Origin of the sequence: Variovorax dokdonensis (genome assembly GCF_030316895.1) — a bacterium.
Taxonomy (GTDB): domain Bacteria; phylum Pseudomonadota; class Gammaproteobacteria; order Burkholderiales; family Burkholderiaceae_C; genus Variovorax; species Variovorax dokdonensis.
Genome location: NZ_JASZYV010000002.1, coordinates 909,581 through 932,970, shown reverse-complemented (window position 1 = coordinate 932,970; position 23,390 = coordinate 909,581). Strand labels below are relative to the sequence as shown.

Annotated in this window: 23 protein-coding genes; 11 read left to right on the top strand and 12 right to left on the bottom strand. The window is 65.9% G+C overall.

Annotated elements, in window-relative coordinates:
• From QTH91_RS12830 to QTH91_RS12815, 4 genes are all read left to right on the top strand, one after another.
• Nucleotides 1-819 carry a phosphonate ABC transporter ATP-binding protein gene (locus QTH91_RS12830; RefSeq protein ID WP_286660450.1) on the top strand — a complete coding sequence of 273 codons (819 nt, stop codon included), beginning with the start codon at nucleotides 1-3 and terminating at the stop codon, nucleotides 817-819.
• Entirely contained in the window at nucleotides 816-1,667 is an 852-nt protein-coding gene (locus tag QTH91_RS12825) for a PhnE/PtxC family ABC transporter permease (RefSeq protein WP_286660449.1), read from the top strand. Before QTH91_RS12830 ends, QTH91_RS12825 begins: the two co-directional genes overlap by 4 nt.
• Nucleotides 1,664-2,473, top strand: a complete 810-nt coding sequence (gene phnE / locus QTH91_RS12820; protein ID WP_286660448.1) for a phosphonate ABC transporter, permease protein PhnE — start codon at nucleotides 1,664-1,666, stop codon at nucleotides 2,471-2,473. Before QTH91_RS12825 ends, phnE begins: the two co-directional genes overlap by 4 nt.
• Nucleotides 2,474-2,630: 157 nt before the next feature.
• The gene (locus tag QTH91_RS12815; protein ID WP_286660447.1) at nucleotides 2,631-2,819 is read left to right on the top strand and encodes a hypothetical protein; all 189 of its coding nucleotides are present in this window, start codon (nucleotides 2,631-2,633) and stop codon (nucleotides 2,817-2,819) included.
• Nucleotides 2,820-2,842: 23 nt separating this feature from the next.
• Here the strand turns inward: QTH91_RS12815 and QTH91_RS12810 are convergent, their stop codons facing one another.
• The gene (locus QTH91_RS12810) at nucleotides 2,843-5,326 is read right to left on the bottom strand and encodes a membrane-bound PQQ-dependent dehydrogenase, glucose/quinate/shikimate family (RefSeq protein WP_286660446.1); all 2,484 of its coding nucleotides are present in this window, start codon (nucleotides 5,324-5,326) and stop codon (nucleotides 2,843-2,845) included.
• A 264-nt stretch (nucleotides 5,327-5,590) separates the two neighbouring features.
• Between QTH91_RS12810 and QTH91_RS12805 the strand changes: the two genes are divergently transcribed.
• From QTH91_RS12805 to groL, 5 genes are all read left to right on the top strand, one after another.
• Nucleotides 5,591-6,028, top strand: a complete 438-nt coding sequence (locus QTH91_RS12805) for an Hsp20/alpha crystallin family protein (RefSeq protein ID WP_286660445.1) — start codon at nucleotides 5,591-5,593, stop codon at nucleotides 6,026-6,028.
• An 11-nt stretch (nucleotides 6,029-6,039) separates the two neighbouring features.
• Complete coding sequence (locus tag QTH91_RS12800) at nucleotides 6,040-6,450, top strand: Hsp20/alpha crystallin family protein (RefSeq protein WP_286660444.1); 411 nt, start codon at nucleotides 6,040-6,042, stop codon at nucleotides 6,448-6,450.
• A gap of 165 nt (nucleotides 6,451-6,615) precedes the next feature.
• Nucleotides 6,616-6,912, top strand: coding sequence for a hypothetical protein (locus tag QTH91_RS12795; protein WP_286660443.1), 297 nt, complete (start codon nucleotides 6,616-6,618; stop codon nucleotides 6,910-6,912).
• 191 nt (nucleotides 6,913-7,103) lie between these two features.
• Entirely contained in the window at nucleotides 7,104-7,397 is a 294-nt protein-coding gene (gene groES, locus QTH91_RS12790) for a co-chaperone GroES (protein ID WP_286660442.1), read from the top strand.
• 47 nt (nucleotides 7,398-7,444) lie between these two features.
• The gene (groL, locus tag QTH91_RS12785) at nucleotides 7,445-9,097 is read left to right on the top strand and encodes a chaperonin GroEL (protein ID WP_286660441.1); all 1,653 of its coding nucleotides are present in this window, start codon (nucleotides 7,445-7,447) and stop codon (nucleotides 9,095-9,097) included.
• A gap of 91 nt (nucleotides 9,098-9,188) precedes the next feature.
• Here the strand turns inward: groL and QTH91_RS12780 are convergent, their stop codons facing one another.
• The 9 genes from QTH91_RS12780 to tal all read right to left on the bottom strand — a co-directional run bounded on the left by QTH91_RS12780 (nucleotide 9,189) and on the right by tal (nucleotide 18,975).
• Nucleotides 9,189-10,559, bottom strand: a complete 1,371-nt coding sequence (locus QTH91_RS12780; RefSeq protein ID WP_286660440.1) for an amino acid permease — start codon at nucleotides 10,557-10,559, stop codon at nucleotides 9,189-9,191.
• Between the two features lie 182 nt (nucleotides 10,560-10,741).
• Nucleotides 10,742-11,185 (bottom strand): cyanase, encoded by a 444-nt coding sequence (gene cynS / locus QTH91_RS12775; protein WP_286660439.1) that lies wholly within the window; start codon nucleotides 11,183-11,185, stop codon nucleotides 10,742-10,744.
• 48 nt (nucleotides 11,186-11,233) lie between these two features.
• On the bottom strand, nucleotides 11,234-12,115 hold the full coding sequence (locus QTH91_RS12770) for an ABC transporter ATP-binding protein (protein ID WP_286660438.1): 882 nt from the start codon (nucleotides 12,113-12,115) through the stop codon (nucleotides 11,234-11,236).
• A gap of 1 nt (nucleotide 12,116) precedes the next feature.
• Entirely contained in the window at nucleotides 12,117-12,974 is an 858-nt protein-coding gene (gene ntrB, locus QTH91_RS12765) for a nitrate ABC transporter permease (RefSeq protein ID WP_286660437.1), read from the bottom strand.
• Nucleotides 12,971-14,398 (bottom strand): CmpA/NrtA family ABC transporter substrate-binding protein, encoded by a 1,428-nt coding sequence (locus tag QTH91_RS12760; protein WP_286660436.1) that lies wholly within the window; start codon nucleotides 14,396-14,398, stop codon nucleotides 12,971-12,973. Before QTH91_RS12760 ends, ntrB begins: the two co-directional genes overlap by 4 nt.
• A gap of 131 nt (nucleotides 14,399-14,529) precedes the next feature.
• The gene (locus QTH91_RS12755; RefSeq protein WP_286660435.1) at nucleotides 14,530-15,192 is read right to left on the bottom strand and encodes a response regulator; all 663 of its coding nucleotides are present in this window, start codon (nucleotides 15,190-15,192) and stop codon (nucleotides 14,530-14,532) included.
• Nucleotides 15,189-16,406, bottom strand: coding sequence for a PAS domain-containing sensor histidine kinase (locus QTH91_RS12750; protein WP_286660434.1), 1,218 nt, complete (start codon nucleotides 16,404-16,406; stop codon nucleotides 15,189-15,191). The genes QTH91_RS12755 and QTH91_RS12750 overlap by 4 nt, the downstream gene beginning before the upstream one ends.
• Before the next feature lie 53 nt (nucleotides 16,407-16,459).
• Entirely contained in the window at nucleotides 16,460-18,016 is a 1,557-nt protein-coding gene (gene pgi, locus QTH91_RS12745) for a glucose-6-phosphate isomerase (protein ID WP_286660433.1), read from the bottom strand.
• Nucleotides 18,013-18,975, bottom strand: a complete 963-nt coding sequence (gene tal / locus QTH91_RS12740; RefSeq protein WP_286660432.1) for a transaldolase — start codon at nucleotides 18,973-18,975, stop codon at nucleotides 18,013-18,015. The genes pgi and tal overlap by 4 nt, the downstream gene beginning before the upstream one ends.
• Nucleotides 18,976-19,089: 114 nt before the next feature.
• Here tal and QTH91_RS12735 point away from each other — a divergent pair, with 114 nt between their 5' ends.
• Nucleotides 19,090-19,773, top strand: a complete 684-nt coding sequence (locus QTH91_RS12735) for a lipocalin family protein (protein WP_286660431.1) — start codon at nucleotides 19,090-19,092, stop codon at nucleotides 19,771-19,773.
• A 95-nt stretch (nucleotides 19,774-19,868) separates the two neighbouring features.
• Nucleotides 19,869-21,344, top strand: a complete 1,476-nt coding sequence (gene zwf / locus QTH91_RS12730; protein WP_286660430.1) for a glucose-6-phosphate dehydrogenase — start codon at nucleotides 19,869-19,871, stop codon at nucleotides 21,342-21,344.
• A 47-nt stretch (nucleotides 21,345-21,391) separates the two neighbouring features.
• On the opposite strand, the gene QTH91_RS12725 is transcribed toward zwf, so the two are convergent.
• Together QTH91_RS12725 and QTH91_RS12720 are read right to left on the bottom strand one after the other, a co-directional pair.
• Entirely contained in the window at nucleotides 21,392-22,408 is a 1,017-nt protein-coding gene (locus QTH91_RS12725; protein ID WP_286660429.1) for an ABC transporter ATP-binding protein, read from the bottom strand.
• A complete protein-coding gene (locus QTH91_RS12720) occupies nucleotides 22,405-23,388 on the bottom strand; it encodes an ABC transporter ATP-binding protein (protein ID WP_286660428.1) in 984 nt (327 codons plus the stop codon). Before QTH91_RS12720 ends, QTH91_RS12725 begins: the two co-directional genes overlap by 4 nt.
• Nucleotides 23,389-23,390: the final 2 nt, after the last annotated feature.

The window sequence follows — 23,390 nt, the reverse complement described above, 5'->3', positions numbered from 1 at the left end:
ATGCTCGATCTGCGCGGTCTCAGACTGGTGCATCCGAATGGCCAGCGCGCGCTCGACGGCGTCAGCCTTCACGTCAAGCGCGGCGAGCGCCTGGCAGTGATCGGACCATCAGGCGCCGGCAAGACCACGCTGCTGCGCATCGCCGGCACCTCGCTTCGGCCGAACACGGGCGATGTGCAAGTGCTGGGCGAGGCGCCCTGGGGCCTGGCCGCGCGTCAGCTGCGCACATTGCGCGCGCGCATCGGAACGATCCACCAGGCGGCACCGATTCCGCCGCGCTTGCGCGTGGTTTCCGCCGTGCTCGCCGGCAGGCTGGGCCGGTGGGGCACCTGGCGCGCGCTGGCCTCGCTCGCACACCCGGCCGACGCGGCAGGCGCGCACGCGGCGCTCGCCCGCCTCGACCTGGGCGATCGCCTGTTCGATCGCTGCGACCGCCTTTCGGGCGGGCAATTGCAACGTGTCGGCATTGCGCGGGTGCTTTACCAGGCGCCCGACCTGATCCTGGCCGACGAGCCCGTCTCCGCGCTCGACCCCACCAGCGCAGACGCCGCGCTTCGCGCGTTGGTGGCCCAGTGCGAAGGCACCGGCGTCACGCTGGTCGCGTCGTTGCACGCGCTGGACCTTGCGCTGCGCTGGTTCGATCGCATCGTCGGCATGCGGGAGGGACGCATCGAGTTCGATCTGCCACGCGAGCAGGTGACTCAGGCCATGCTCCAGCAACTCTATGCCGGCGATCCGCTGCTGCCGATTCAGCCGCCCGTGGATGCAGATTCCGCGCTCGACGGCGAAGCGCGCGCTCCCGTGCTCATGTGCCGATGAACCCGGCGGCTGGCTTCTCGCCTGAAACGAGCGCCTCGCTGCGCGATCCGCTCGCGCGACGGCGCCTGACCTTGCTGGTGTTGGCCCTCGTGCTGCTCTGGCCGGCGCTGCACGTGGCGCAGTTCCGGCCGGCCGCGCTCTTCGATGCCAACAGCCTGCGCGTGATGGGCGGCTTCCTGGCCGGGTTCGTGCCGCCGTCGACCGACTCCGAGTTCCTGAAGCTGCTGGGCCGCGCCACGCTGGAGACCCTGGCCATGGCCACGGCCGGCATGGCCCTGGCGTTTGTGTTGGCGGTGCCGCTGTCGCTGGTGGTCACGCGGTCCTTGTCCGTCTCTCGCATCGGGCCAGGCCCCGGCCGCTGGCCGGCAGCGGCGGTGCGCGCCGCCGCACGAAGCTTGCTCATGGTGCTGCGCGCCTGTCCGGAAGTCGTGTGGGCGCTGCTCTTCGTGCGCGCTTTCGGCCTGGGCCCGGCGGCCGGCGTGCTGGCACTGGCCATCACCTACGGGGGCATGCTGGGCAAGGTCTATTCCGAGATTCTCGAATCGGTCGACACGCGGCCCGCCCGCGCGCTGCTCGAAGCCGGCAGCGGACGCCTTGCCGCCCTGGGCTACGGCCTGCTGCCCGCCGCGGCGCAAGAGTTGGCGTCGTACACCGTCTACCGCTGGGAATGCGCCGTGCGCGCCTCGGTGGTGATGGGCTTCGTCGGCGCCGGCGGCCTGGGCCAGTTGATGGACCAGTCGATGAAGATGCTCAACGGTGGCGAAGCCAGTTCCATCCTCATCGTCTTCCTGCTGCTCGTGCTGCTGGCCGATGGCGTCAGCATGCTCTTGCGCAAGGTGCTGGCATGAGCGCTCGCGACGCGACGCTTCCGGCGCAGCCCAAGCCTTGCGTGCCGTGCCTGTTGGTGTGGGCAGGCCTCGTGGCGGCCGTGGTGGCCAGCTTCGCATGGCTGTCGCTCGACCTGCGCACACTGTTCAGCGCGGAGTCGCTGGCATCCATGGGGCGCTTCATTCGCGAATTCTTTCCCCCCGACTTGAGCGCGTCGTTCCTCGCCAGGACAGCCGAGGGCATGCTTCAGACGCTGGCCGTGTCTGCATTGGGCACGCTGCTGGCGTTCGGCTCCGGTGCGCTGCTCGCGCTTCCCGCCGCGGGGCGATGGGGTGCGCTCACTCGGGCGGGCGCCCGCTTCTTCCTCAATCTGTTGCGCAGCGTGCCTGAACTGGTGTGGGGCGTGCTGACGGTCTTGCTGGTCGGACTGGGCCCGTTCGCCGGCGTGCTGGCGCTCGCTCTTCATACGGCGGGCGTGCTGGGCCGTCTGTTTGCCGAGGCGCTGGAAAACGCGCCGCCTGCGCCCGAGCGCGCCCTGCGCGAAGCCGGTGCCGCGGCCGCCCCCGCCTTTGCCTATGGCTGCCTTCCGCTCGTATGGCCGCAATGGCTGGCCTACGGGCTGTACCGTTGGGAGATGAACATCCGCATGGCCGCCGCCCTGGGCTTCGTCGGTGCCGGCGGTCTTGGGCAGATGCTGTACTTTCACCTGTCGTTGTTCCAGCAGGCGCAGGCGGCCACCGTGATCGCCGCGATGTTCGTGCTGGTGGCAGCGGTGGACGGCGCCAGCGCCCGACTGAGAAGGGCGCTCGTTCCCGCGCACGCCTGAGCACGCGAGCACGCGAGCACGCGCTGTCGGTCTGCGCCTACGCGAACTTCGGAGCGCATCGGCGGCCCCGGGCGGCGCCGGCGGGCTACGCTCCTTCCGAGCCCGGAGGATGTCTTCCGGTACGCGCCCCGCGCGCCTTCTAGCTGGACTCGTACCCATGTCTGCGCCCCGCCCCTACGCCTTCTCGCGCCTCGATTTCGTGGATAGCGATTTCGATCCTTTGGCCTCGCACCTGCAGGACTGCACCAACGACCGGTCGTTCATGCGCCAAGGGCCGACCATTCGCAACGCGCTGATCCTGGCCGCCGGCCTGCTCGCGTTGGCAGCGCTGTTGACGGTGCTCTAGGCACCGCCGCTCCCTTTCCAGCCTCATCCTCCCGTCTTGGGCAGGGCGTAGGCAATCACCGAGTCGCCGGGCTTGGTCCCGGTGGAGCCGTGGCCTCCCGCCACCACCAGCAGGTATTGCCGGCCGTCTTCGCCGGAGTAGGTCATCGGCGTCGCCTGGCCGCCGGCGGGCAGGCGGCTTTCCCAAAGCTGGCGACCGTTGGCCATCGCATAGGCCCTCGCGTAGTTGTCGAGGTTGCCCGAATAGAACGCGACGCCGCCAGCCGTGACGATCGGACCGCCGATGCCCGGCACGCCCATGTGGAAGGGCAGCGGCACTGGCGACAGATCTCGCACCGTGCCATTGCGGTGCTGCCACACGATCTTGCCGGTGCGCAGGTCCGCGCCTGCCACGTATCCCCAAGGCGGCTGCTGGCACGGAATGCCCAGCGGGGAAAGGAAAGGCTTCATCTTGGCGCCATAGGGAGCGCCGAAGTTCTCGTTGATGGCGGGCAGGCTGCCCTTGGGCGGCTCGTCGTTGACCACCAGCGCGTGGTCATTGGGCCTCGGAACCAGGCGCGAGACGAATGCCAGGTACGCCGGCGTTGCAAACACCACCTGATGCACCGGGTCGACCGCCACCGCACCCCAGTTGAACACGCCGAAGTTGCCGGGATAGACGATGGTCCCCTGCTCGCTCGGCGGGGTGAAACGCCCGTCGTACTTGAGCTTGTGGAATGCAATGCGGCACGCCAACTGGTCCGCCAGGGTCGCACCCCACATGCGCTTGCCGGACAACGGCTCGGGCGCGAACGACAGCGCCGATACCGGCTGTGTCGGCGCCGTGTGATCGCCAGGCGCTGCGCCACCCGGTGCCGGCGTTTCCGTCACCGGAAGCACCGGCTCGCCAGTGCGACGGTCGAGCACGAACAACTCGCCCTGCTTGGTCGGCTGCACCAGCGCCGGAATGGTCTGGCCGTTGCGGCGGATGTCCACGAGCGAGGGCTGAGCGGGCACGTCGTAGTCCCACAGGTCATGATGCGCACCCTGGAAAACCCAGCGCACTTGCCCGGTGGCGAGATCGAGCGCCACCACGGACGAGGAATAGCGCTCCACCGCGGCCGATCGGTTCGCGCCCCACTGGTCAGGCGGCTGATTGCCCATGGGCAGGTAGACCAGCCCCAGGCTCTCGTCCACGCTGGCGGCCGACCAACTGTTGGGCGAATTGGCGGTGTAGGTCTTGCCGGGCTCAATCGGCGTGGTCACATCGGGGTTGCCGGAATCCCAGTTCCACAGCAGCTTGCCGCTGTCGATGTCGAAGGCCCTCACGACGCCCGATTCTTCCTTCGTCGAAACGTTGTCCAAAACCGTTCCGCCGACGATCAGCGCATGCTGCGTCACCACCACCGGCGATGTCGAGTAATACGAGCCAGGGTTCGAGTTCGGCATGTTGGCCTTCAGGTCGATGGCGCCATCCTTGCCAAAACCGGGGCAGGCATGGCCATCCTGCGCGCTCATGGCAAGAAGGCGACCATCGGGCGTGGCCATGAACAGGCGTGCGCCGCAGGCCTTCGATGCGTCCACGCCGCCAGTGGATGACGTTGGCGCAGCGTTGGCGGCAGCCGCTGCTGGTGCATACGACAGCCCCCTGCAGGTCAGATGCTGCAAGGCCAGCCCTTGCGGCAGGCCCAGTTCTCGCCGCCACACCTGCGCACCCGTGGTCGCGTCGAGCGCAATCACGGACTGATGCGGCGTGCACAGGTACAGCCGATTGCCCACCTTCAGCGGCGTGACTTCATAGGTCGTCTCTTCCGGATCGCCAGGACGACCGCGCACGTCGCCGGTGTGGAACTCCCAGGCCTTCTGCAACTGGCCGACGTTGGCCGGCGTGATCTGTGCCAGCGGCGAATAGCGCTGGCCAAAGGCCGTGCGTCCGTAGGCGTGCCATTCACCCGCTGGAACTGCGTCGCCCGCAGCGGATTCGGGCAACGGCGATGCCGCCGAGGATTCAAAGTCGAACTGCCCCGCCACGCGATGCTGGTCCCTCGCCACGGAAAGCCCCGCCACGCCGACGCACGCAATCGCGGCGATGCCGAGCGCCAGCGTGCCGGAGCGGGTCGCCGCACGCCACGTCGGCGTGGCGGTCGAGGCATCGGCACCGGTCGCGGTCGAGACGACGAGGCCGCGACGCACCCACGGCGTGAGCAGCAGCAGCGCTAGCACGAACAGCACGTCCAAGCGCGCCGCCAGCGGCCACCAGTCCATGCCGGCCTCCCAGATGGCCCACGCCAAGGTGCCGCCCAGCAGGATGGCGAAGAGCCAGAGCGCCGATGGGCGACGTTGCAGGAGCAGGATGCCGTCGACAAGCATCAACACACCCGCGACCGTGTAGTAGGCGCTGCCGCCCAGCACGAGCAGCCACGCACCGAAGCCGGCCAATGCCAGACCGCCAACAAGAAAGAGGACGCCGAGCGGCGCGCGTAGCCAGCCGCTGCCGGCCGGCTGAGGGTTGTGATGAGCGAGAGTCATGGCGATGCCGGGAAAGGGTGAAAGCGATCACCTGACCCTATGACTCGCAGCGGGACACGCATGTCGGTCGATCGCTGACAGGACTGTGCGCGATCGTCCTCCTTAGCTTGCGGTCCGCTATCAACTTAAGCGAAAGCCCCGCCGGAGGCGACCCCAAAAAAGACGCCATGGGGGCCCTTGAAAGTCGCGCGAGCAACTCTAAATCCCTGTCCGAAGGCCGGGACAGGCCCGGCGCTTCATCCTTTATTTCACGGAGGTTTCGCCATGTACCGATCTTTATTTCCGCGCGACATGTTCGCCGAGATGGATCGCCTGCAGCGCGAAATGCAGCAGGCCTTCGATCTCTCTCCCACCATCCGCGGCTTCGGCCGCTCGGGCTTCCCGGCACTGAATGTCGGCAGTACGCCGGGCGCGTTCGAGATTTATGCCTTCGCGCCCGGAATCGACCCCGCGACGCTGGACGTTCAACTCGAGCGCAACCTGCTGACCATCGCCGGCGAGCGCAAGCTTGCCCTGGACGATGCCAGCAAGGCGACGGTCGTCCACATCCATGAGCGCTTCGAGGGCCCGTTCCGCCGCGTCGTCACGCTGCCGGAAGACGCCGATCCAGACGCCGTGCAGGCCCGTTACCGCGACGGGATTCTTCGCATCACCGTGCAACGCCAGGCAGCGGCCCAACCGCGCCGCATCGCCGTGAACTAAGGAGAGCAGCCATGAACGCCTACGAAAGCCTGAACACGCGACGCGCGCCTGCGACCCGACCTCAAGAAGGTCCGCGCTACGACCCATCGGCGCTGACGCCGCCGGTCGATGTCACTGAAGACCCGGCCGGCATCACCTTGCATGCCGACTTGCCGGGCGTTTCGAGCGACAAGCTCCAACTGCAGGTCGAGGCCGACACCTTGACCATCGCCGCCGATGTGGGCCTGACCCTGCCTGAGGGCCTGCAGACCACGCACACCGAAGTCGGTATCGGTCGATTCCATCGGTCCTTCACGCTCAGCAAGGAGCTGGATACCGAGAAGATCAGCGCCCAACTGGTCAACGGTGTGCTGACGCTGCGCATCCCGAAGGCGCAGCACGCTCAGCCGCGCCGGATTTCGATCGACGTGAATTCGGACTAGCTGGCGCCGCGGCACGACCTCGCCTGAAACACCGGCGAGGGTCGTGCGGATCGCTGACGCCATCGACGAGGCGGCCACCGACACGCCAAGTCGAAGCCGGTCGACAAACGAGCGGCGCAGCGGAACGTACCGTTGCAGCCGCCGATTCTTGGAAAGGAGTGCGTCATGTCCGTTGAATTTCTGAGGCAGATTGCTGCCACACCACTGCCCAAGTCGTTCACTGCCAAGAAAGAGCTCGACGCCATCAAGATCCTGCGCCAGGCGGGTTTGGTCCTTGCCATGTTCGACGAACCACCAGAGTTCGGTGCGCGGGTGCTGGCCATCACCGAAAAAGGGCGGGCCGAGCTGCTGCAATTGCACTACCCGACCCATGCGCACGGCTGCGGCTCCACCTCTTTCTGGTTGCCGCGCGTGGCGAAACGTGCCAAGGACGTCCTGAAAAGAAGCATCGGCGTCGGCTAGGCGCGGCCGTCTTTCAGCAGATCCTCGGGATCGCCGGCGCTGCGGAGGCTCTTGAAAGGCGCTCAAAAGGCCTTATCATTAGCACTCGCTGGGGATGAGTGCTAACAAGCCTGTCCCCGCGTCGGATCCAGACCCGACCGCACGTCGGCGGGTCACGAATCAAAACCCCGTTTCAAATCCAGGAGATGCAATTGAAACTTCGTCCTTTGGCCGATCGCGTGATCGTCAAGCGCATTGAAAGCGAAACCAAGACCGCCTCGGGCATCGTCATTCCCGACAATGCCGCCGAGAAGCCCGATCAGGGCGAAGTCCTGGCCGTCGGCCCGGGCAAGCGGAACGACAAGGGCGACCTGACCGCACTGACCGTCAAGGTCGGCGACCGCGTCCTGTTCGGCAAGTACAGCGGCCAGACCGTCAAGGTCGATGGCGACGAACTGCTGGTCATGAAGGAAGACGACCTGTTCGCAGTCGTCGAAGCGAAGTAATCCTTCGTCGTCCAACATTCATTGAATTTTTTCGGAGTTAACTGAAAATGGCAGCAAAAGACGTAGTGTTTGGCGGCGATGCCCGCGCACGCATGGTTGAAGGCGTGAACATCCTGGCCAACGCGGTCAAGGTCACGCTGGGCCCGAAGGGTCGCAACGTGGTGCTGGAGCGTTCGTTCGGCGCCCCCACGGTGACCAAGGACGGCGTGTCCGTCGCCAAGGAAATCGAACTGAAGGACAAGCTGCAGAACATGGGCGCCCAACTCGTGAAGGAAGTGGCTTCCAAGACCAGCGACAACGCTGGTGACGGCACCACCACCGCCACCGTGCTGGCACAAGCCATCGTTCGCGAAGGCAGCAAGTACGTGGCCGCCGGCCTGAACCCCATGGACCTCAAGCGCGGCATCGACAAGGCCGTGGCTGCCCTGGTGGAAGAGCTGAAGAAGGCTTCGAAGGCCACCACCACCAGCAAGGAAATCGCGCAAGTCGGCTCGATCTCGGCCAACAGCGACGAAACCATCGGCAAGATCATCGCTGACGCGATGGACAAGGTCGGCAAGGAAGGCGTGATCACCGTCGAAGACGGCAAGTCGCTCGAGAGCGAACTGGACGTCGTCGAAGGCATGCAGTTCGACCGCGGCTACCTGTCGCCCTACTTCATCAACAGCCCCGAAAAGCAAGTTGCCCTGCTGGACAACCCCTTCGTGCTGTTGTTCGACAAGAAGATCAGCAACATCCGCGACCTGCTGCCCACGCTGGAGCAAGTGGCCAAGGCCAGCCGTCCGCTGCTGATCATCGCCGAGGAAGTCGAAGGCGAAGCCCTGGCGACCCTGGTGGTCAACACCATCCGCGGCATCCTGAAGGTCGTGGCCGTCAAGGCGCCTGGCTTCGGCGACCGCCGCAAGGCCATGCTGGAAGACATCGCCATCCTGACCGGCGGCAAGGTCATCGCTGAAGAAGTGGGCCTGTCGCTCGAGAAGGTGACGCTGGCCGACCTGGGCCAAGCCAAGCGCATCGAAGTGGGCAAGGAAAACACCATCGTCATCGACGGCGCTGGTGCCGCTGCCGACATCGAAGCTCGCGTCAAGCAGATCCGCATCCAGATCGAAGAAGCGACCAGCGACTACGACCGTGAGAAGCTGCAAGAGCGCGTGGCCAAGCTGGCCGGCGGTGTTGCCGTGATCAAGGTTGGCGCTGCCACCGAAGTCGAGATGAAGGAAAAGAAGGCTCGCGTCGAAGACGCCCTGCACGCCACCCGCGCTGCAGTGGAAGAAGGCGTTGTGGCTGGTGGCGGCGTTGCGCTGCTGCGTGCCAAGCAAGCCGTGGGCGACCGGGTCAAGGGCGACAACGTCGACCAGGACGCTGGCATCAAGCTGGTCCTGAAGGCCATCGAAGCCCCGCTGCGCGAGATCGTGGCCAACGCCGGTGGCGAGCCGTCGGTCGTCGTGAACAAGGTGCTGGAAGGCAAGGGCAACTTCGGCTTCAACGCTGCCAACGACAGCTACGGCGACATGCTCGAGCTGGGCATCCTGGACCCGACCAAGGTGACCCGCACTGCCCTGCAGAACGCCGCTTCCGTGGCTTCGCTGCTGCTGACGACCGAAGCCATGGTGGCCGAGGCTCCGAAGGAAGATGCTCCTGCCGGCGGCATGCCTGGCGGCATGGGCGGCATGGGTGGCATGGGCGGCATGGACATGTAATGTCCGCCGGCTGAGCCTTCCGGTTCATCCAGAAAAAAACCCCGCGGCTTGCAAAAGCCGCGGGGTTTTTTCTTGCATTCAACCGCAAGGATCAGGACGTCGCCGGCTGCGTGCGACCTTGGATCACTCTCGTCACGAAATACATGATCACCGACACCGCGAACGCCAGCAGGCTCAGGTAGAGCTGCGACGCGGTTTCCGGATTGGTGCCCATCTGCACCAGCAGCGTCACCAATGCCGCAATGGTGGCCATCGTGAGCCACGGGAAGAGCCACATCTTCACGAGGCGCGTCTTCTGGGGCTCACGCAAGCGAAGCACGAGTTGCGTGACGGCGATGAACAGATAGACGAACAGAATCACGGCGCCCGAGGAGTTGAGCAGGAACATGAAGACGGTTTCTGGCGAGATGTAGGCGGCCACGACGCACGCGAAGCCACCCACGCTCGACACCAGAATGGCCGTGACCGGCACGCCCTTGGCGCTCAGCGCCGTGAAGCTCGCGGGCGCCTGCCTGCGTTCGGCCAGCACGAACAACATGCGCGAAGCCGTATAGATGCCCGAGTTGAGGCACGACAGCACCGCTGTGAGCACGACGGCATTCATGATGTGATCGGCCCCCGGAATGCCCATGACCTTGAACGCGCTCACGAACGGCGAGTCGCCAAGCACGAACGAGTTCCACGGCAGGATCAGCGTCAGCAGCAGAATCGCCAGGACGTAGAAGACGCCCAGGCGCATCACCACCGAGCGCGTCGCGTGCGTGATGGCCTTGACCGGGTCGTCGGATTCAGCCGCCGCAATGGTGGCAATCTCGGCGCCGACCATCGAGAACACCACCACGACGATGCTGCTGAAGATGGCCATCCCTCCCTTGGGCAGGAAGCCGCCATTGCCGAGGAAGCCGCTGAAGTCCATCGCATGGCCGCGCCAGAGGCCGAACACGTAGAGCCCGCCCAGCACGATGAACACCACGATCGCCATGACCTTGATGCCGGCGAACCAGAACTCGAACTCGCCGAAGGAGCCCACCGAAAACAGGTTGCTGCCCACCATCAGCACCATGAGTCCGAACGCGAGCGGCCACAGCGGCACGTCGCCCAACCAGTAGGTGAGGATCTTCGCGCCCGCCACCGCCTCGAAGCCGACGACCACGACCCAGAAGTACCAATACAGCCAGGCGACCGAGAAGCCGGCCCAGTTGCCCAGCGCGTCGCTGGCGTACGCTGCGAATGAACCGGTGGTGGGTCGCGTGGTTGCCATTTCACCCAGCATGCGCATCACCAGCACGATGAGCACGCCGGTCACGGCATAGGTGAGAAACGAGGCGGGGCCGGTATTGAGAATGACCGCCGCCGAGCCGACGAACAAGCCGGCTCCGATCACGCCGCCAAGGGCGATCATGGTCAGATGGCGTTGCTTCAGGCCCTTCTTGAGCTCAGTTTGGCACGTGGGTGTGCTCATGTTTTGTCTCCCTGTACTTGTAGACCACGGCACCCGCGTGCCGCGGCCTTCGGGAGACTAGCACCGCGAACTGGCGCGCAGTTCGCTCTTCACTGACGCGTTGTTTTTGACCTTTGACGCAGAGGTTTTCGGTACGCCGGCACACGCCGCGGCGTACACCTTGCGTTGCAACCTGCTCGTGCTTAGAAAGTCTTGTAGGGCAGGAACTTGCCCGAAAGAACGACGTTCACGCGGTCACCCTTGGGGTCGGATTCGCGGCTGATGTCCATCTTGAAGTCAATGGCGCTCATGATGCCGTCGCCGAACTCCTCGTGGATCAGCTCCTTGATGGTGGTGCCATAGACGTTGACGACTTCGTACCAACGGTAGATCAGCGGATCGGTCGGAATGGCGGTCGGCAGCGAGCCCTTGTAGGGCACGATCTGCAGCCACTTCTGCTCCTCGCCGGTCAGCTCGAAGATCTCGCCGAGTACGGCTGCCTGCTCCGAGGTGGCGGTCATCTGGCCCAGGCACAGCGCCGTCGTCCATTCCTTCGACTGACCGACCTTGGCGGCAATGGATTCCCAGGTCAGGCCATTGGCAACCTTGGCGGTGATGATCTTTTCGGTGACGTCGTTGCGATTCATGAGTTGCTCCTTCTGAAATGGTGCATGGCGGAAGAGAGTTGAAGAAAGTCAGGCCGAAGGCGGCGCACCCAGCGCGCGGCTGACGAGAAAATCGACGATGTGGTTGCGCAGCTCGTAGTAGCCGTCCAGGTGGTGCAGGCCACGCCGGGTGCGCTCGCGCGGGAGCGGATTGACCACGACTTCGGCAATGCGGCCGGGCACGTATCGCCCATCCGGTGCGTCGTGGCCATTGCTCATGAGCAGGATGCGATCGGCCAGCAGGATGGCTTCGTCCACGTCGTGCGTGATCATGAAGACCGTCTGCGCCGTCTCGCGCACGATGGCCATGAGTTCGTCCTGGATCGTGCCGCGCGTCAACGCGTCAAGCGCGCCGAAGGGTTCGTCGAGCAGCAGCATGCGCGGCTGGATCGAGAAGGCGCGTGCGATGCCCACACGCTGCTTCATGCCGCCGGACAGCTGCGCCGGCTTCTTGTCGATGGCGGCGCTCAAGCCCACCAGGTCGACAAAACGCCGCACCTGCGCATCGACCTGCTCACGGCTCCATTGCGGCCAGCGCGATTCCACGGCGAACGCGATGTTGCGCCGTACGGTCAGCCAGGGCATGAGGGCATGGCCCTGGAAGACAACGCCACGCTCCAGGCCTGGGCTGTCGATCTCGCGACCGCTCATCAGCACATGGCCGGCGCTGGCCTGCTCCAGGCCGGCCAGCACGTTCAGGATGGTCGTCTTGCCGCAGCCGGAATGGCCGATCACGCAGACGAACTCGCCCGCATTCAGCGCGAAGTCGACACCGGCGAATACCGGGCGCCCCGGCACGAAGGCCTTGCCCAGCCCTTCCACGCGCAGCAGCGGTGCATCGACCGAAGGCGGTGTTGAAAGGTCCGGTGGTGGCGCGGCAACGGCCGCTGGCGGATAGGTGGGGCTGAGCATTTCACTCCACATAGGTCACCAGCTTCTGCAAAGACGCGAACATGCGGTCCAGCAACATGCCCACCACGCCGATCAGCACGATCGCCAGGATCACATGCGTGAGCGACAGGTTGTTCCACTCGTTCCAGACGAAGTAGCCGATACCGGTGCCGCCCACCAGCATCTCGGCCGCCACGATCACCAGCCAGGCGATGCTCATGCTGATGCGCATGCCCGTCAGGATGGTGGGCGCCGCAGCCGGCAGGATCACCCGCAGTGCCTTGCGCATGGGCGTCACCTCCAGCGTGCGCGCCACGTTCAGCCACTCGCGCCGTACCGATGCCACGCCGAAAGCCGTGTTGAGCAGCATGGGCCAGACCGAGCAGATGAAGATCACGAACACCCCCGAGACCGAGCTGTCCTTGATGGTGTAGAGCGCCAGCGGCATCCACGCCAGCGGACTGATCGGCTTGAGCACCTGGATGAACGGATCCAATGCCTTGTGCAGAAGCGGACTCATGCCGATCAGGAAGCCCAGCGGCACCGCCACCACGCAGGCGAGCAGAAAGCCCAGCGCGACGCGGCCGAGCGAATAGGCCAATTGCACGGCAATGCCCTTGTCGTTGGGCCCGTTGTCGTAGAAGGGATTCGACAACTGGCGCCACGCCGCCTCGGCCATCTGCGCCGGCGTCGGAAAGCCGCTGCTCTTCTCGGCACCGGGGTCCTTGCCCATCAGCTTGGCGTATTCGAGCTGCTCCGGCGTCATGGACGCCGGAGCACCCGAGCCTGCTTCGGGCAAGGTGACGACATGCCACAGCGCCAGCAGCGACAAGGCAATGCAAAGCGACAGCAGCGTCGCCTGCCACTGGGTTCGCGTCATGCCGCGGCGGCCTTCTGGATCGCGAAGCTGTTCAAGTACTCGTCAGGACGTGCCGGATCGAACTCCTTGCCCATCACCTTGAACTTGCGATAGGCGCCCTCTGGCGGGCGGAAGCCCACCTGCGACATGTACTTCTTGGCGTCGGTCAGCAGGAACACCTGCTCCGCGATGGTGCGGTAGTCCACCTCGCCCTTGACGTAGCCCCAGCGCTTCATCTGCGTGAGCATCCACACCGCCATGCTCTGCCAGGGCATGGGATCGAAGGTTGCGCGATCGGGCACGTCGCGGATGTTGCCCAGCCCGTCGGCGAACTTGCCGGTGAGCACCTGTGCCACCACGGTTTCGGGCTGGTTGAGGTACTGGGTGGGCGAGATCACCTTGGCGATCAACGCCCGGTCCTTCGTCTGATTGGCCATGTAGCTGGCCGTCAGGACCGCGCGATAGAGGGCCGCAAAAGTGTTGGGGTTCTGCTGGATGAACGCTTCGCTCATGCCGAAGGCGCAACAGGGGTGGCCGTCCCAGATCTCCTTCGAAAGGATATGGATGAAGCCCACCTCGTCGTACACGGCGCGTTGGTTGAACGGATCCGGCCCCAGAAAGCCATCGATGTTGCCGGCGCGCAGGTTGGCCACCATCTCCGGCGGTGGCGTCACGCGGATCTGCACGTCGGTGTCGGGGTTCACGCCATGCTCGGCCAGGTAGTAGCGCAGCAGGAAGTTGTGCATGCTGTACTCGAACGGAACGGCGAACTTGAAGCCCTTCCACTGCTTGGGGTCGCGCTTGTCCTTGTGCTTGACGTGCAGCGTGATGGCCTGGCCGTTGGTGTTCTGGATGCTGGCGACTTTCATCGCCGACCGGTTCGAGCCCATGCCCATCGAGATGGCCAACGGCATGGGCGACAGGAAGTGGCTCGCGTCGTACTCCTTGTTGAGCATCTTGTCGCGGATCAGCGCCCAGCCTGCCGTCTTGTTGAGCTGGACGTTCAGCCCTTCCTTGCGATAGAAGCCCAGCGGGTCGGCCATGATCAGCGGACTGGCGCAGGTGATGGCGATGAAGCCGATTTTGAGGTCCTTCTTTTCCAGCGGACCGCGCTCTTGCGCCATGGCTTGCAGCGCGCCCACGGGCAGCAGCGAGGCGATGGCCGCCCGTGCCGTGCCCGCGCCCACCGCCTTCAGGAAACGCCGGCGCACGCCATCGTGCGGAAAGATCGCCTTGACCAGCGTCGCCTCGACGAAGTCACGCGAAAGCTCTTCCTCGCTCTGGCGGGCCACGGCAAGTTCCTTGCCGGCGGACGGCGTGAACAGCGCATGCTGGTCAGGCGCATGGTCCTCGCCACAGGCGCAACGCATCAGCAGCGGGCGGTCGGCGTCGTAGGCGTCGTAGCTCGGGCTTGGGCTCGTGGCCTTGTCGGTCGGAGTGGTCATGGGCAGTCACCTGTTTGCGAATGAACGTGCATCGCTCATCGCAAACGCCGCGCCAGGAACGCCCGCCACAAGTCTCGATGCAGGAAATCGCGCCGCGCAGCGCTACGCCGTGTAAGGCCAGCCCTACAAGTTCAGGCCGCTGGATCGCCGCGAGCGTGCCGCTCGGCGTAGAGCGCGAGCTCCACATCGTTTCGCGTCCCCGTCTTTTCCAGGATGCGGGCGCGGTAGGTGCTGACGGTATTGGGCGCCAATTGAAGCCTTGCACCAATCTCGGTCACGTTGTGCCCCGTCGTGAGCAGGCGGAACACCTGGTACTCGCGGTGCGACAGGGCTTCGTGGCCGACGCGCGCCCGATCCCGGTCGAGCGCGCCGGCCAGTTGTTCGGCCGTCGCCGGGGTGATGTAGCGCCCACCCGCCGCCACCTTGCGCACTGCCGCGATCATGTCGTCCGGGTCCGCGCCCTTGTTGAGGTAGCCAGCCGCGCCCAGGCGGATGCAGCGCACGGCGTACTGCCGCTCGGGGTAGGTGCTGAGCATGAGCACCGGCAGCATGGGCCAACCCTTGCGCAGGGCCTGCAGCACGTCCAGCCCGTCGCCCTCAGGCATGGCGATGTCCAGCAGCACGACATGCAGCGCCGGCGGGCCGCCTGACGCCTGCACCGCGGCCAGCGCCTCCGCGCCACTGGTGGCCTCGGCGGCGATCTCGATCTCCGGCGCATCGGCCAGCACCTGCTTGAGGCCCTCGCGCACGATGCGATGGTCGTCTGCGAGCAGGACTCGGATCGGAGCGCTCATGGGCGTTCCGCCGCCTGGGCAGCGATTGGCAGCCGCAAGTCGAATGCGCACCCCTGCCCGAGGCGGCTCTCGATGGTCAGCGTGCCGCCCAGGTGCAGTGCGCGCTCACGCATGCCCATCACGCCGTAGGCATCAGGCGCGTCGAAGGCCTCCGGCAATGCGCCGCGGCCGTCGTCCTGCACGCGCAGGGCCAGCAACCCCGGCGTGCATTCGATGCGCACCCGAACCCGCCGAGCCTGCGCATGCCGGCCGATGTTCGACAGCATCTCCTGGAAGATGCGGAACACCGCCATCGCCGCCGGCTCGGGCAGTTCGGGCAACGGCGCATCCGGCACATCCCAATCCAGCGCCAGTTCGCCAGCCTGGGCGAATTCCTGCGCCTGCCATTCGAGCGCTGCCCACAGGCCCTGATGGTCAAGGATGCTGGGACGCAGGTCGGTGATGATGCGGCCCACGTTGTCCACCGCGCTTTCGATCAAGCGGCTCATGTTTCCGCACTTGCAGCGCATGCGATCGCGCATGGCCTGCGCCTCCCCCGGCTCGCGCGCCTGCTGCTCTCCCAGGCGCTTGTCCAGCCAGTTGACGTCCATGCGCAGTGCGACCAGCAGACTGCCCAGTTCATCGTGGACCTCTCTGGCGATGCGGGTCCGCTCTTCCTCACGCACCGATTCGAGATAGGCGGACAGTTCGCGCAACTGGCCCAGCGCAGCGGAAAGCTCGCGGGTGCGCTCGTTCACGCGTTGCTCCAATTCGTCCTTGGCGCGCTGGAGCGCCTGCTCCGCCCGCTTGCGCTCGGTGATGTCCAAGAACGTGATGACGGCGCCACGCACCTGTTCGCCATCCAGGATCGGGTGGCTCGAATACTCCACGGCGAAGGCGCTGCCATCGCGCCGCCAGAACACCTCCGTGTCGATGCGGCAAGGCAAACCCTGCCGGAAGGCGTTGAAGATGGGGCACTCGCTGTCCGGGTAGGCGCTGCCGTCGGCATGCGAATGGTGCGTCAGCCAGTGCATGTTGCGGCCGAGCACTGCATCCGCCTCCCAACCGAGCATGCGCGCGCCGGCAGGATTGATGAACATGCAGTGGCCTGCAAGGTCGATGCCGAAGATGCCCTCCCCGGTCGACTCGAGCAGCAGGCCGAGTTGCCGCTGCCAGAGCGGATCGGCCGCGACGCTGGGGGCGCAGGGGGAAAGGGTGGCAAGGGCCGGGGACATGGCCAGCCGGCATGCAACCGCCGTGCCGGGTCAGTGCGACCGCCCCCGCTGGTTCAGCCTTGCTTCAGACGGGCCAACAGGCCTGCGGTGGAGGCGTCCAGGCCGGTCACGTCGCCCGATGAGAGCCGCGGCTCGAGGTCCTTGGCCAGCACCTTGCCCAGTTCCACGCCCCATTGGTCGAAGCTGTTGAGCCCCCACAAAGCGCCGCTGGTGAACACACGGTGCTCGTACATCGCGATGAAGGCACCCAGCGATTCGGGCGTGAGCCGCTCCAGCACAAAGAAGGTGCTGGGCCGGTTGCCCGGGAAGTCGCGGTGTCCGCCTGCATCGGCGCGCCCCTGCATCAGCGCCTGGGCCTGGGCCAAGGCGTTGGCCAGCAACGCCGGATGATGGCCCGACAAGTCGTGATCAGCATCGCGCACCGCGAGGAATTCCAGCGGGACGACGTCGGTGCCCTGGTGCAGCATCTGGAAGTAGGCATGCTGGCCGTTCGTGCCCGGCTCGCCCCACAGCACGGGCGACGTGCCAAACGGCAGCGCGGCGCCCTGCAGGTCCACGCGCTTGCCATTGCTTTCCATCTCCAGTTGCTGCAAGTAGGCGGGCAGCCGGCGCAGCGCGCTGTGATAAGGAGCGATGCAGCGGCTGGTAAAGCCTAGGAAGTTGCGATACCAGACATCGAGCAGGCCCAGGCGCACCGGCAGGTTCTTCGCCAGCGGCGCGGTGCGAAAGTGCTCGTCCATCGCATGCGCGCCTGCCAGTAGCTTTCGGAAGCCGTCCGAGCCGATGGCCAGCGCGATGGGCAGGCCGATCGCCGACCACAGCGAATAGCGGCCGCCCACCCAGTCCCAGAAGCCGAAGGTGGTCTCGATGCCGAATTCGCGCGCCGCCGCCACATTGGTGGTCAGCGCCGCGAAGTGGCGCGCCACGTCCTTGCCGCCGGACTGCTCGAACCAGCGTCGCGCGGATCGGGCATTGGCCATCGTCTCGGCGGTGGTGAACGTCTTCGACGCGACCAGGAACAAGGTGTGCTCCGGGGCCAGTCCCTTGAGCACACCCGCAAGTTCATGGCCGTCGACGTTCGAGACGAAATGAAAGCGCTTGCCCGGCGCCACGAATTCGGCCAGCGCCAGCACCACCATCTGCGGGCCAAGGTCGGAGCCGCCGATGCCGATGTTGACCACATCGGTGATCGTGTGATCGGCGCGGATGGTCTCGGCGTATTCCAGCATCGCGTCGAGCGTCTCGTGGACCTTCGCCAGCTCGCCGGCCACGCCGCTCCTGCTGCCGGGCGGCACCGCGCCCTGCGCGCGCAGGAGCGTGTGCATCACGGCCCGGTCTTCGGTGCTGTTGATGTGTTCGCCCGCGAACATGGCGTCGCGCCGCGCCTGCAGCCCGCATTGCTGGGCCAGGTCCAGCAGCAGCTCCTGCGTGCGCTGGTCGATGAGGTTCTTCGACAGGTCGGCGAAGACATGCGGCGCCTCCTGACTGAAGCTGGCGAAGCGACCGGCATCGGCCGCGAAGGCCTGGCGCAGATCGAAGCCGCGGCCGACCTTGTCGGCGTGCTGCTGCAGTGCTTGCCAGGCGGGGGTTCGGTCGCAGCGAACGGTCATGCAGCCTCCGTCATCAGCTTTTCGAGCTTGACCGCATCGGCCGCAAATGCGCGGATGCCCTCGGCCAGCTTCTCGGTGGCCATGGCGTCTTCGTTGAGCGCCAGGCGGAAGGCCGCTTCGTCCAGCGTGACGCGCGCGATGTCGCGCGTGCCCGCGGCCTGCGGGTCGAGCGCACGGACCAGGGGAGCGTCGCTGTTCGGACGGCTCGACAACTCGGCGAGCAGCTCCGGGCTGATTGTCAGCAGGTCGCAGCCCGCCAAGGCGGCGATCTGGCCGACGTTGCGGAAACTCGCGCCCATCACTTCGGTCTCGATGCCGTGGCGCTTGTAGTAGTCGTAGATTTGCCGCACCGACTTCACACCGGGATCGTTGGGGCCGGCATTCGCCGCTTCGTCCCAGCTTGCACCGGCAGATTTCTTGTACCAGTCGTAGATCCGCCCCACGAAAGGCGAGATCAACTTGACCCCGGCATCACCGCATGCCGCAGCCTGGCAGAAGGAAAAGAGAAGCGTCAGGTTGGTATGGATGCCTTTCTGCTCCAGCCGACGGGCCGCCTCGATACCTTCCCAGGTCGACGCCACCTTGATCAGCAGGCGAGATGCGGTGTCGATCCCTTCGGCCCGATACAAGCCGACGATGCGCTCCGCGCGCGCCACCGTGGCATCAGCATCGAAACTGAGCCGGGCGTCGACCTCGGTCGACACGCGGCCGGGAATGATCGAAAGGATCTCGCAGCCGAAGCGCACCAGCAGTCGATCGATCTTTTCGTCCATCGGCAGGCCGTCGTGCTTGCGCAGCACGTCGTCGAGCAAAGGGCGATAGTCGCTCTTCTGCACTGCCTTGAGGATCAGCGACGGATTGGTGGTCGCATCCTGCGGCTTGAAGGCGTCGAGCTGGCGAAAGTCGCCGGTGTCGGCAACCACGGTGGTCCATTGGCGAAGGGCGTCGAGCTGGTTCATGCGGTCATTATCTCGCCGGCTCACTACAGCACGTGTGCGCCCTGTCCGACGCTGCCGCCGCGCCTCGGTGGGTACCGTGGGAGTCGACACAACGAAACCTCGGGAGCCATCCTCATGAAACCTCGTCGCCATTACCGCGCCGACGTAGACAACTACGCGCCTGCCCGGCGCCCCGGCCCGCGTGGGCCTTCCGCCGGAACCACGGCCCTGGCTTTTGCGCTGGGCGGTGTGCTGGCGCTTGCAGCCATCGGCGGCGCCAAGGCAGTGCGAGCGCAAGCTGCCACCGCAGGCCCGGCGGACGGCGCGCCATTGATGCGCGCCGGTCTTCAGGCCGTGGCGCCCGTCGATCTGCAGCGCTATGCCGGCCTGTGGCACGAGCAGGCCCGACTGCCCAACCGTTTCGAAAAGGACTGCACCGGCGCAGTCACCGCCGAATACACGCCGATGCCCGATGGCACGGTGCAGGTCGTCAATCGCTGCGTGCGGGACGACGGGCGCGTGGACGAGGCGATGGGCATCGCACGGCCCGTTCAGGTCTCCGGCCAACCGGGTGCCGGCCGGCTCAAGGTGCGCTTCGCCCCGAGTTGGCTCGGCTGGTTGCCGTTCGTCTGGGGCGACTACTGGATCCTCAAACTCGATCGCGACTACGAAGTCTCGCTGGTCGGCACGCCTGACCGCGAGTACCTCTGGGTGCTATCGCGCGCTCCTCGGCTCGACGAGGCCGTGTTGCAGGCCCATCTGGACTACGCCCGCAGCCTCGGCTTCGATGTCGATCGTGTGATCCGCGTCGCTCAATGACTTGAACAACCGTTAAAGTCGGGCCGAACAACAGCGGCCTGGCACGAAATCGGCTCGTGGCCGCCTGAAGAGCAACTTCCAGGTGACTGCGGCCCATGAGCTTTGATCTCGTACTTTTCGGTGGCACCGGCGACCTGGCATGGCGAAAGCTCATGCCGGCGCTTTTCCAGGCATTCAGGCACGGCAGCCTGCCGGACGGAGGCCGCATCATCGGCGTGGCCCGTGACGAGCTGTCGGACGACGACTATCGCGAGCTGATCCGCTCCCGCTTCAAGGCCGTGGAAGGCGCCAAGCGGCCGACCGAGGAGGAGTTCAAGGCCTTCGCGTCGATGCTCTACTTTCTGCGTATGGATCTGTCGCGTCCCGAAGACTATGCGCGGCTCGCGGAAATGATCAGCGGACGCGGGGCGGATACGGTGGTGATGTACCTCGCCACCGCACCTAACCTGTTCACCGCAGTGGTCAAGCAGATTGCGGCTGCGGGCTTGAACACCCCTCGCACCCGCATGGTGCTCGAAAAGCCTCTTGGCCATGACCTGGCCTCGAACCGGGCCATCAACGATGCGGTGCAGGAAGTGCTGAGCGAGAACCAGATCTTCCGCATCGACCACTACCTCGGCAAGCCGTCGGTGCAGAACCTGTTCGCGATGCGGTTCGGCAACGCCTTGTTCGAGCCCATCTGGCGGCGTGAACACGTGGCCAACATCCAGATCACCATCGCCGAGGACCTCGGCGTCGAAAAGCGCGGCAGCTTCTACGACCAGACGGGTGCCTTGCGTGACATGGTGCAAAACCATGCGCTGCAGCTGGTGTGCGCGCTTGCGATGGAGCCGCCGATCAACGCGCATGCCGACGCCATCCGAGACGAAAAGCTCAAGGTGCTTCGATCGCTCAAGCCTTGGACAGCCGAATCGATCGGCCTGCATGCCGTGCGCGGTCAATACGCGGCCGGAACGGCGTACGGAGAACGGGTTGGCGGCTACCTGGATGAGCCCGGTGTCGATCCTGACAGCCGCACCGAAACTTTCGTCGCGCTTCGCACCGAGATCGCCAACTGGCGCTGGGCCGGCGTTCCGATCTATCTGCGCACGGGCAAGCGGCTGTCGTCGCGCGATGCGCGCATCGAGATCAACTTCCGCGCCGTGCCGCACGCGATCTTCCGTGTGCCCGCTGGCAATGCGAACAAGCTGGTGATCAACCTTCAGCCCAAGGACGGGTTGGAGTTGCATCTGCTCGCGCAAGGCCAGGATCAGCGCGCCCGCACGAATGGCCACAGCGCCCGCGCCGCGCAGTCGCTTGCGCCGGTGCAACTGGACCTCGACTTCGACAAGCGCTTCGGCTCCGAGCGGGTGGGTGCCTATGAGCGCTTGCTGCTGGACGTGATCGACGGTCGCTTGAATCTCTTCGTGCGCCGCGACGAACAGGAAGAAGCCTGGCGCTGGGTCGAACCGCTGCTCGACAGCTGGGGTGCGGATGGGCGCCCGCGAAGCTACGCTGCCGGCACGTGGGGGCCAAGCACATCCAGCGCGATGATCGCGCGCGACGGCTTCGCCTGGGGCGAAGAACAGTAGCCTGACAGCGCCCGCCGTGGCGAGCCGGGCCGCCGGTCGCTGCGGTGCTAGATGCGGCCTTCTTCGACCGCGTGGCAGGCCACACGAATCCCACCGATCTGCAGCAGCTTGGGCCGCTCGACCTTGCAGCGCTCGTTCGCGTGCGGGCATCGTGGGTGGAAGGTGCACCCTGGCGGCGGCGACAAGGGATTGGGCACCTCGCCCTGCACCGGCGTGCGCGCACGACCGACCGCATGCATCTGCGGGATCGCGTCGAGCAGCATGCGGGTGTACGGATGGCGCGGCGACTCGAACAGCTCCCGCTTCTCGGCGATCTCGACGATGCGGCCCAGATACATCACGCCCACGCTGTCGCTCACATGGCGCACCACGGCAAGGTTGTGCGAGATGAACAGGTAGGTCAGCCCGCGCTCGCGCTGCAGGTCCTTCATGATGTTGAGCACCTGCGCCTGCACGCTGACGTCGAGCGCAGACGTGGGCTCGTCGCACACCAGGAACTCCGGCGCCGTGGCGAGCGCCCGCGCAATGGAGATGCGCTGGCGCTGCCCGCCCGAGAACTGGTGCGGATACTTCACGCGATCCAGTGGACTCAGGCCCACCGACTGAAGCAATTCGCCCACCCGGTCGAGCAGCGCATCGCCATCGGTGACGAGGCCATGCTCAAGCAAGGGCTCTGCAACGATGTCCTGGACCTTCCAGCGGGGGTTGAGACTCGCGTAAGGATCCTGGAAGATCATCTGGATGCGCTTGCGCAAAGCCCGACCTTGGCCCGATGCAAAGGTGGCGTGGGCGTCCTGTCCGTCGAAGGTCACGGAGCCTCGGCTGGGCGCATAGAGGCCGACCAGCAGGCGCGCCACGGTGCTCTTGCCGCATCCGGATTCACCGACGAGGGCCAGCGTCTTGCCACGCTCGATGGAAAAGCTCACGCCATCAACGGCATGCAGCAGTGTTCGCGGCCTGCGTTCCAGCACTCGATTGAGCCACGGGGCCGAGACGTCGAACGTCTTGGCCAGGTCGTGAACCTCGACCAGCGTGCGCGTTTCCACAGCGGCTTCGGTACTCATGCGCCTACCTCCGCCGCGCTGTGCGCATCGTGGAGCCAGCAGGCCGCGCGTGTGGCGCCTGCGGCCATCAGCTCAGGCCGTTCGCGAGAGCATCGGTCAAAGGCCTGCGGGCAGCGCGGATGGTAGGCGCAGCCGCTGGGAATGGCATTGAGCCGAGGCATGGCGCCATCGATCTGGTTGAGGCGCTCGCGGTCTTGGCTCATGTCGGGAATGGAGGCCATCAGGCCCGCGGTGTAGGGATGCGCCGGCTCGTGGATGACCTGGGCAACCGGGCCGATCTCGGCAATGCGTCCGGCATACATCACGGCCACACGGTCGCAGGTCTCGGCAATCACGCCCATGTCATGCGTGATGAGCATGACGGCCGCGCCGCGCTCATGGCACAGGCGCTTGAGCAGCGAAATGATCTGCGCCTGGATCGAGACGTCGAGCGCGGTGGTCGGTTCGTCGGCCACGATCAGCGTCGGCTCCGCCGCCAGCGCCAGCGCGATGACCACACGCTGGCGCATGCCGCCGGAGAACTGATGCGGGTAGTGGTCGATACGCTGGGCCGCTGCCGGAATGCCGGTGTCCTCAAGAAGGCCGATGGCACGGCGTCGCGCCTCGGCGGACGTGACCGGCAGGTGCGCACGGATGGTCTCTTCGATTTGCTGTCCCACCGTGTACAGCGGGTTGAGCGAGGTCAGCGGGTCCTGGAAGATCGCGCCAATGCGCCGCCCGCGGATGTGCTGCATGCGAGCATGGCCGAGGTGATCGATGCGTTCGCCCTGCAGGATGATCTCGCCGCCAGCCACTCGCGCCGGGGGTTCCAGCAGTCCGATGATGGAAGCGCCCGTGAGCGACTTGCCGGCGCCGGATTCGCCGACCACGCCCAGGATCTCGCCGGGTTCGATCGAAAACGAGATGTCGTTCAGCGCGCGCAGCGAGCCGCGCCGGTTGGGAATCTCGACCACGAGGTTCTTGACTTCAAGCAATGCCATGG

Excerpts from the sequence above, each read along its gene's own strand:
- QTH91_RS12830 (WP_286660450.1), top strand. The coding sequence starts at position 1 with ATGCTCGATCTGCGCGGTCTCAGACTGGTGCATCCGAATGGCCAGCGC.
- QTH91_RS12825 (WP_286660449.1), top strand. The coding sequence starts at position 816 with ATGAACCCGGCGGCTGGCTTCTCGCCTGAAACGAGCGCCTCGCTGCGC.
- phnE (WP_286660448.1), top strand. The coding sequence starts at position 1,664 with ATGAGCGCTCGCGACGCGACGCTTCCGGCGCAGCCCAAGCCTTGCGTG.
- QTH91_RS12815 (WP_286660447.1), top strand. The coding sequence starts at position 2,631 with ATGTCTGCGCCCCGCCCCTACGCCTTCTCGCGCCTCGATTTCGTGGAT.
- QTH91_RS12810 (WP_286660446.1), bottom strand. The coding sequence starts at position 5,326 with ATGACTCTCGCTCATCACAACCCTCAGCCGGCCGGCAGCGGCTGGCTA.
- QTH91_RS12805 (WP_286660445.1), top strand. The coding sequence starts at position 5,591 with ATGTACCGATCTTTATTTCCGCGCGACATGTTCGCCGAGATGGATCGC.
- QTH91_RS12800 (WP_286660444.1), top strand. The coding sequence starts at position 6,040 with ATGAACGCCTACGAAAGCCTGAACACGCGACGCGCGCCTGCGACCCGA.
- QTH91_RS12795 (WP_286660443.1), top strand. The coding sequence starts at position 6,616 with ATGTCCGTTGAATTTCTGAGGCAGATTGCTGCCACACCACTGCCCAAG.
- groL (WP_286660441.1), top strand. The coding sequence starts at position 7,445 with ATGGCAGCAAAAGACGTAGTGTTTGGCGGCGATGCCCGCGCACGCATG.
- QTH91_RS12780 (WP_286660440.1), bottom strand. The coding sequence starts at position 10,559 with ATGAGCACACCCACGTGCCAAACTGAGCTCAAGAAGGGCCTGAAGCAA.
- cynS (WP_286660439.1), bottom strand. The coding sequence starts at position 11,185 with ATGAATCGCAACGACGTCACCGAAAAGATCATCACCGCCAAGGTTGCC.
- QTH91_RS12770 (WP_286660438.1), bottom strand. The coding sequence starts at position 12,115 with ATGCTCAGCCCCACCTATCCGCCAGCGGCCGTTGCCGCGCCACCACCG.
- ntrB (WP_286660437.1), bottom strand. The coding sequence starts at position 12,974 with ATGACGCGAACCCAGTGGCAGGCGACGCTGCTGTCGCTTTGCATTGCC.
- QTH91_RS12760 (WP_286660436.1), bottom strand. The coding sequence starts at position 14,398 with ATGACCACTCCGACCGACAAGGCCACGAGCCCAAGCCCGAGCTACGAC.
- QTH91_RS12755 (WP_286660435.1), bottom strand. The coding sequence starts at position 15,192 with ATGAGCGCTCCGATCCGAGTCCTGCTCGCAGACGACCATCGCATCGTG.
- QTH91_RS12750 (WP_286660434.1), bottom strand. The coding sequence starts at position 16,406 with ATGTCCCCGGCCCTTGCCACCCTTTCCCCCTGCGCCCCCAGCGTCGCG.
- pgi (WP_286660433.1), bottom strand. The coding sequence starts at position 18,016 with ATGACCGTTCGCTGCGACCGAACCCCCGCCTGGCAAGCACTGCAGCAG.
- tal (WP_286660432.1), bottom strand. The coding sequence starts at position 18,975 with ATGAACCAGCTCGACGCCCTTCGCCAATGGACCACCGTGGTTGCCGAC.
- QTH91_RS12735 (WP_286660431.1), top strand. The coding sequence starts at position 19,090 with ATGAAACCTCGTCGCCATTACCGCGCCGACGTAGACAACTACGCGCCT.
- zwf (WP_286660430.1), top strand. The coding sequence starts at position 19,869 with ATGAGCTTTGATCTCGTACTTTTCGGTGGCACCGGCGACCTGGCATGG.
- QTH91_RS12725 (WP_286660429.1), bottom strand. The coding sequence starts at position 22,408 with ATGAGTACCGAAGCCGCTGTGGAAACGCGCACGCTGGTCGAGGTTCAC.
- QTH91_RS12720 (WP_286660428.1), bottom strand. The coding sequence starts at position 23,388 with ATGGCATTGCTTGAAGTCAAGAACCTCGTGGTCGAGATTCCCAACCGG.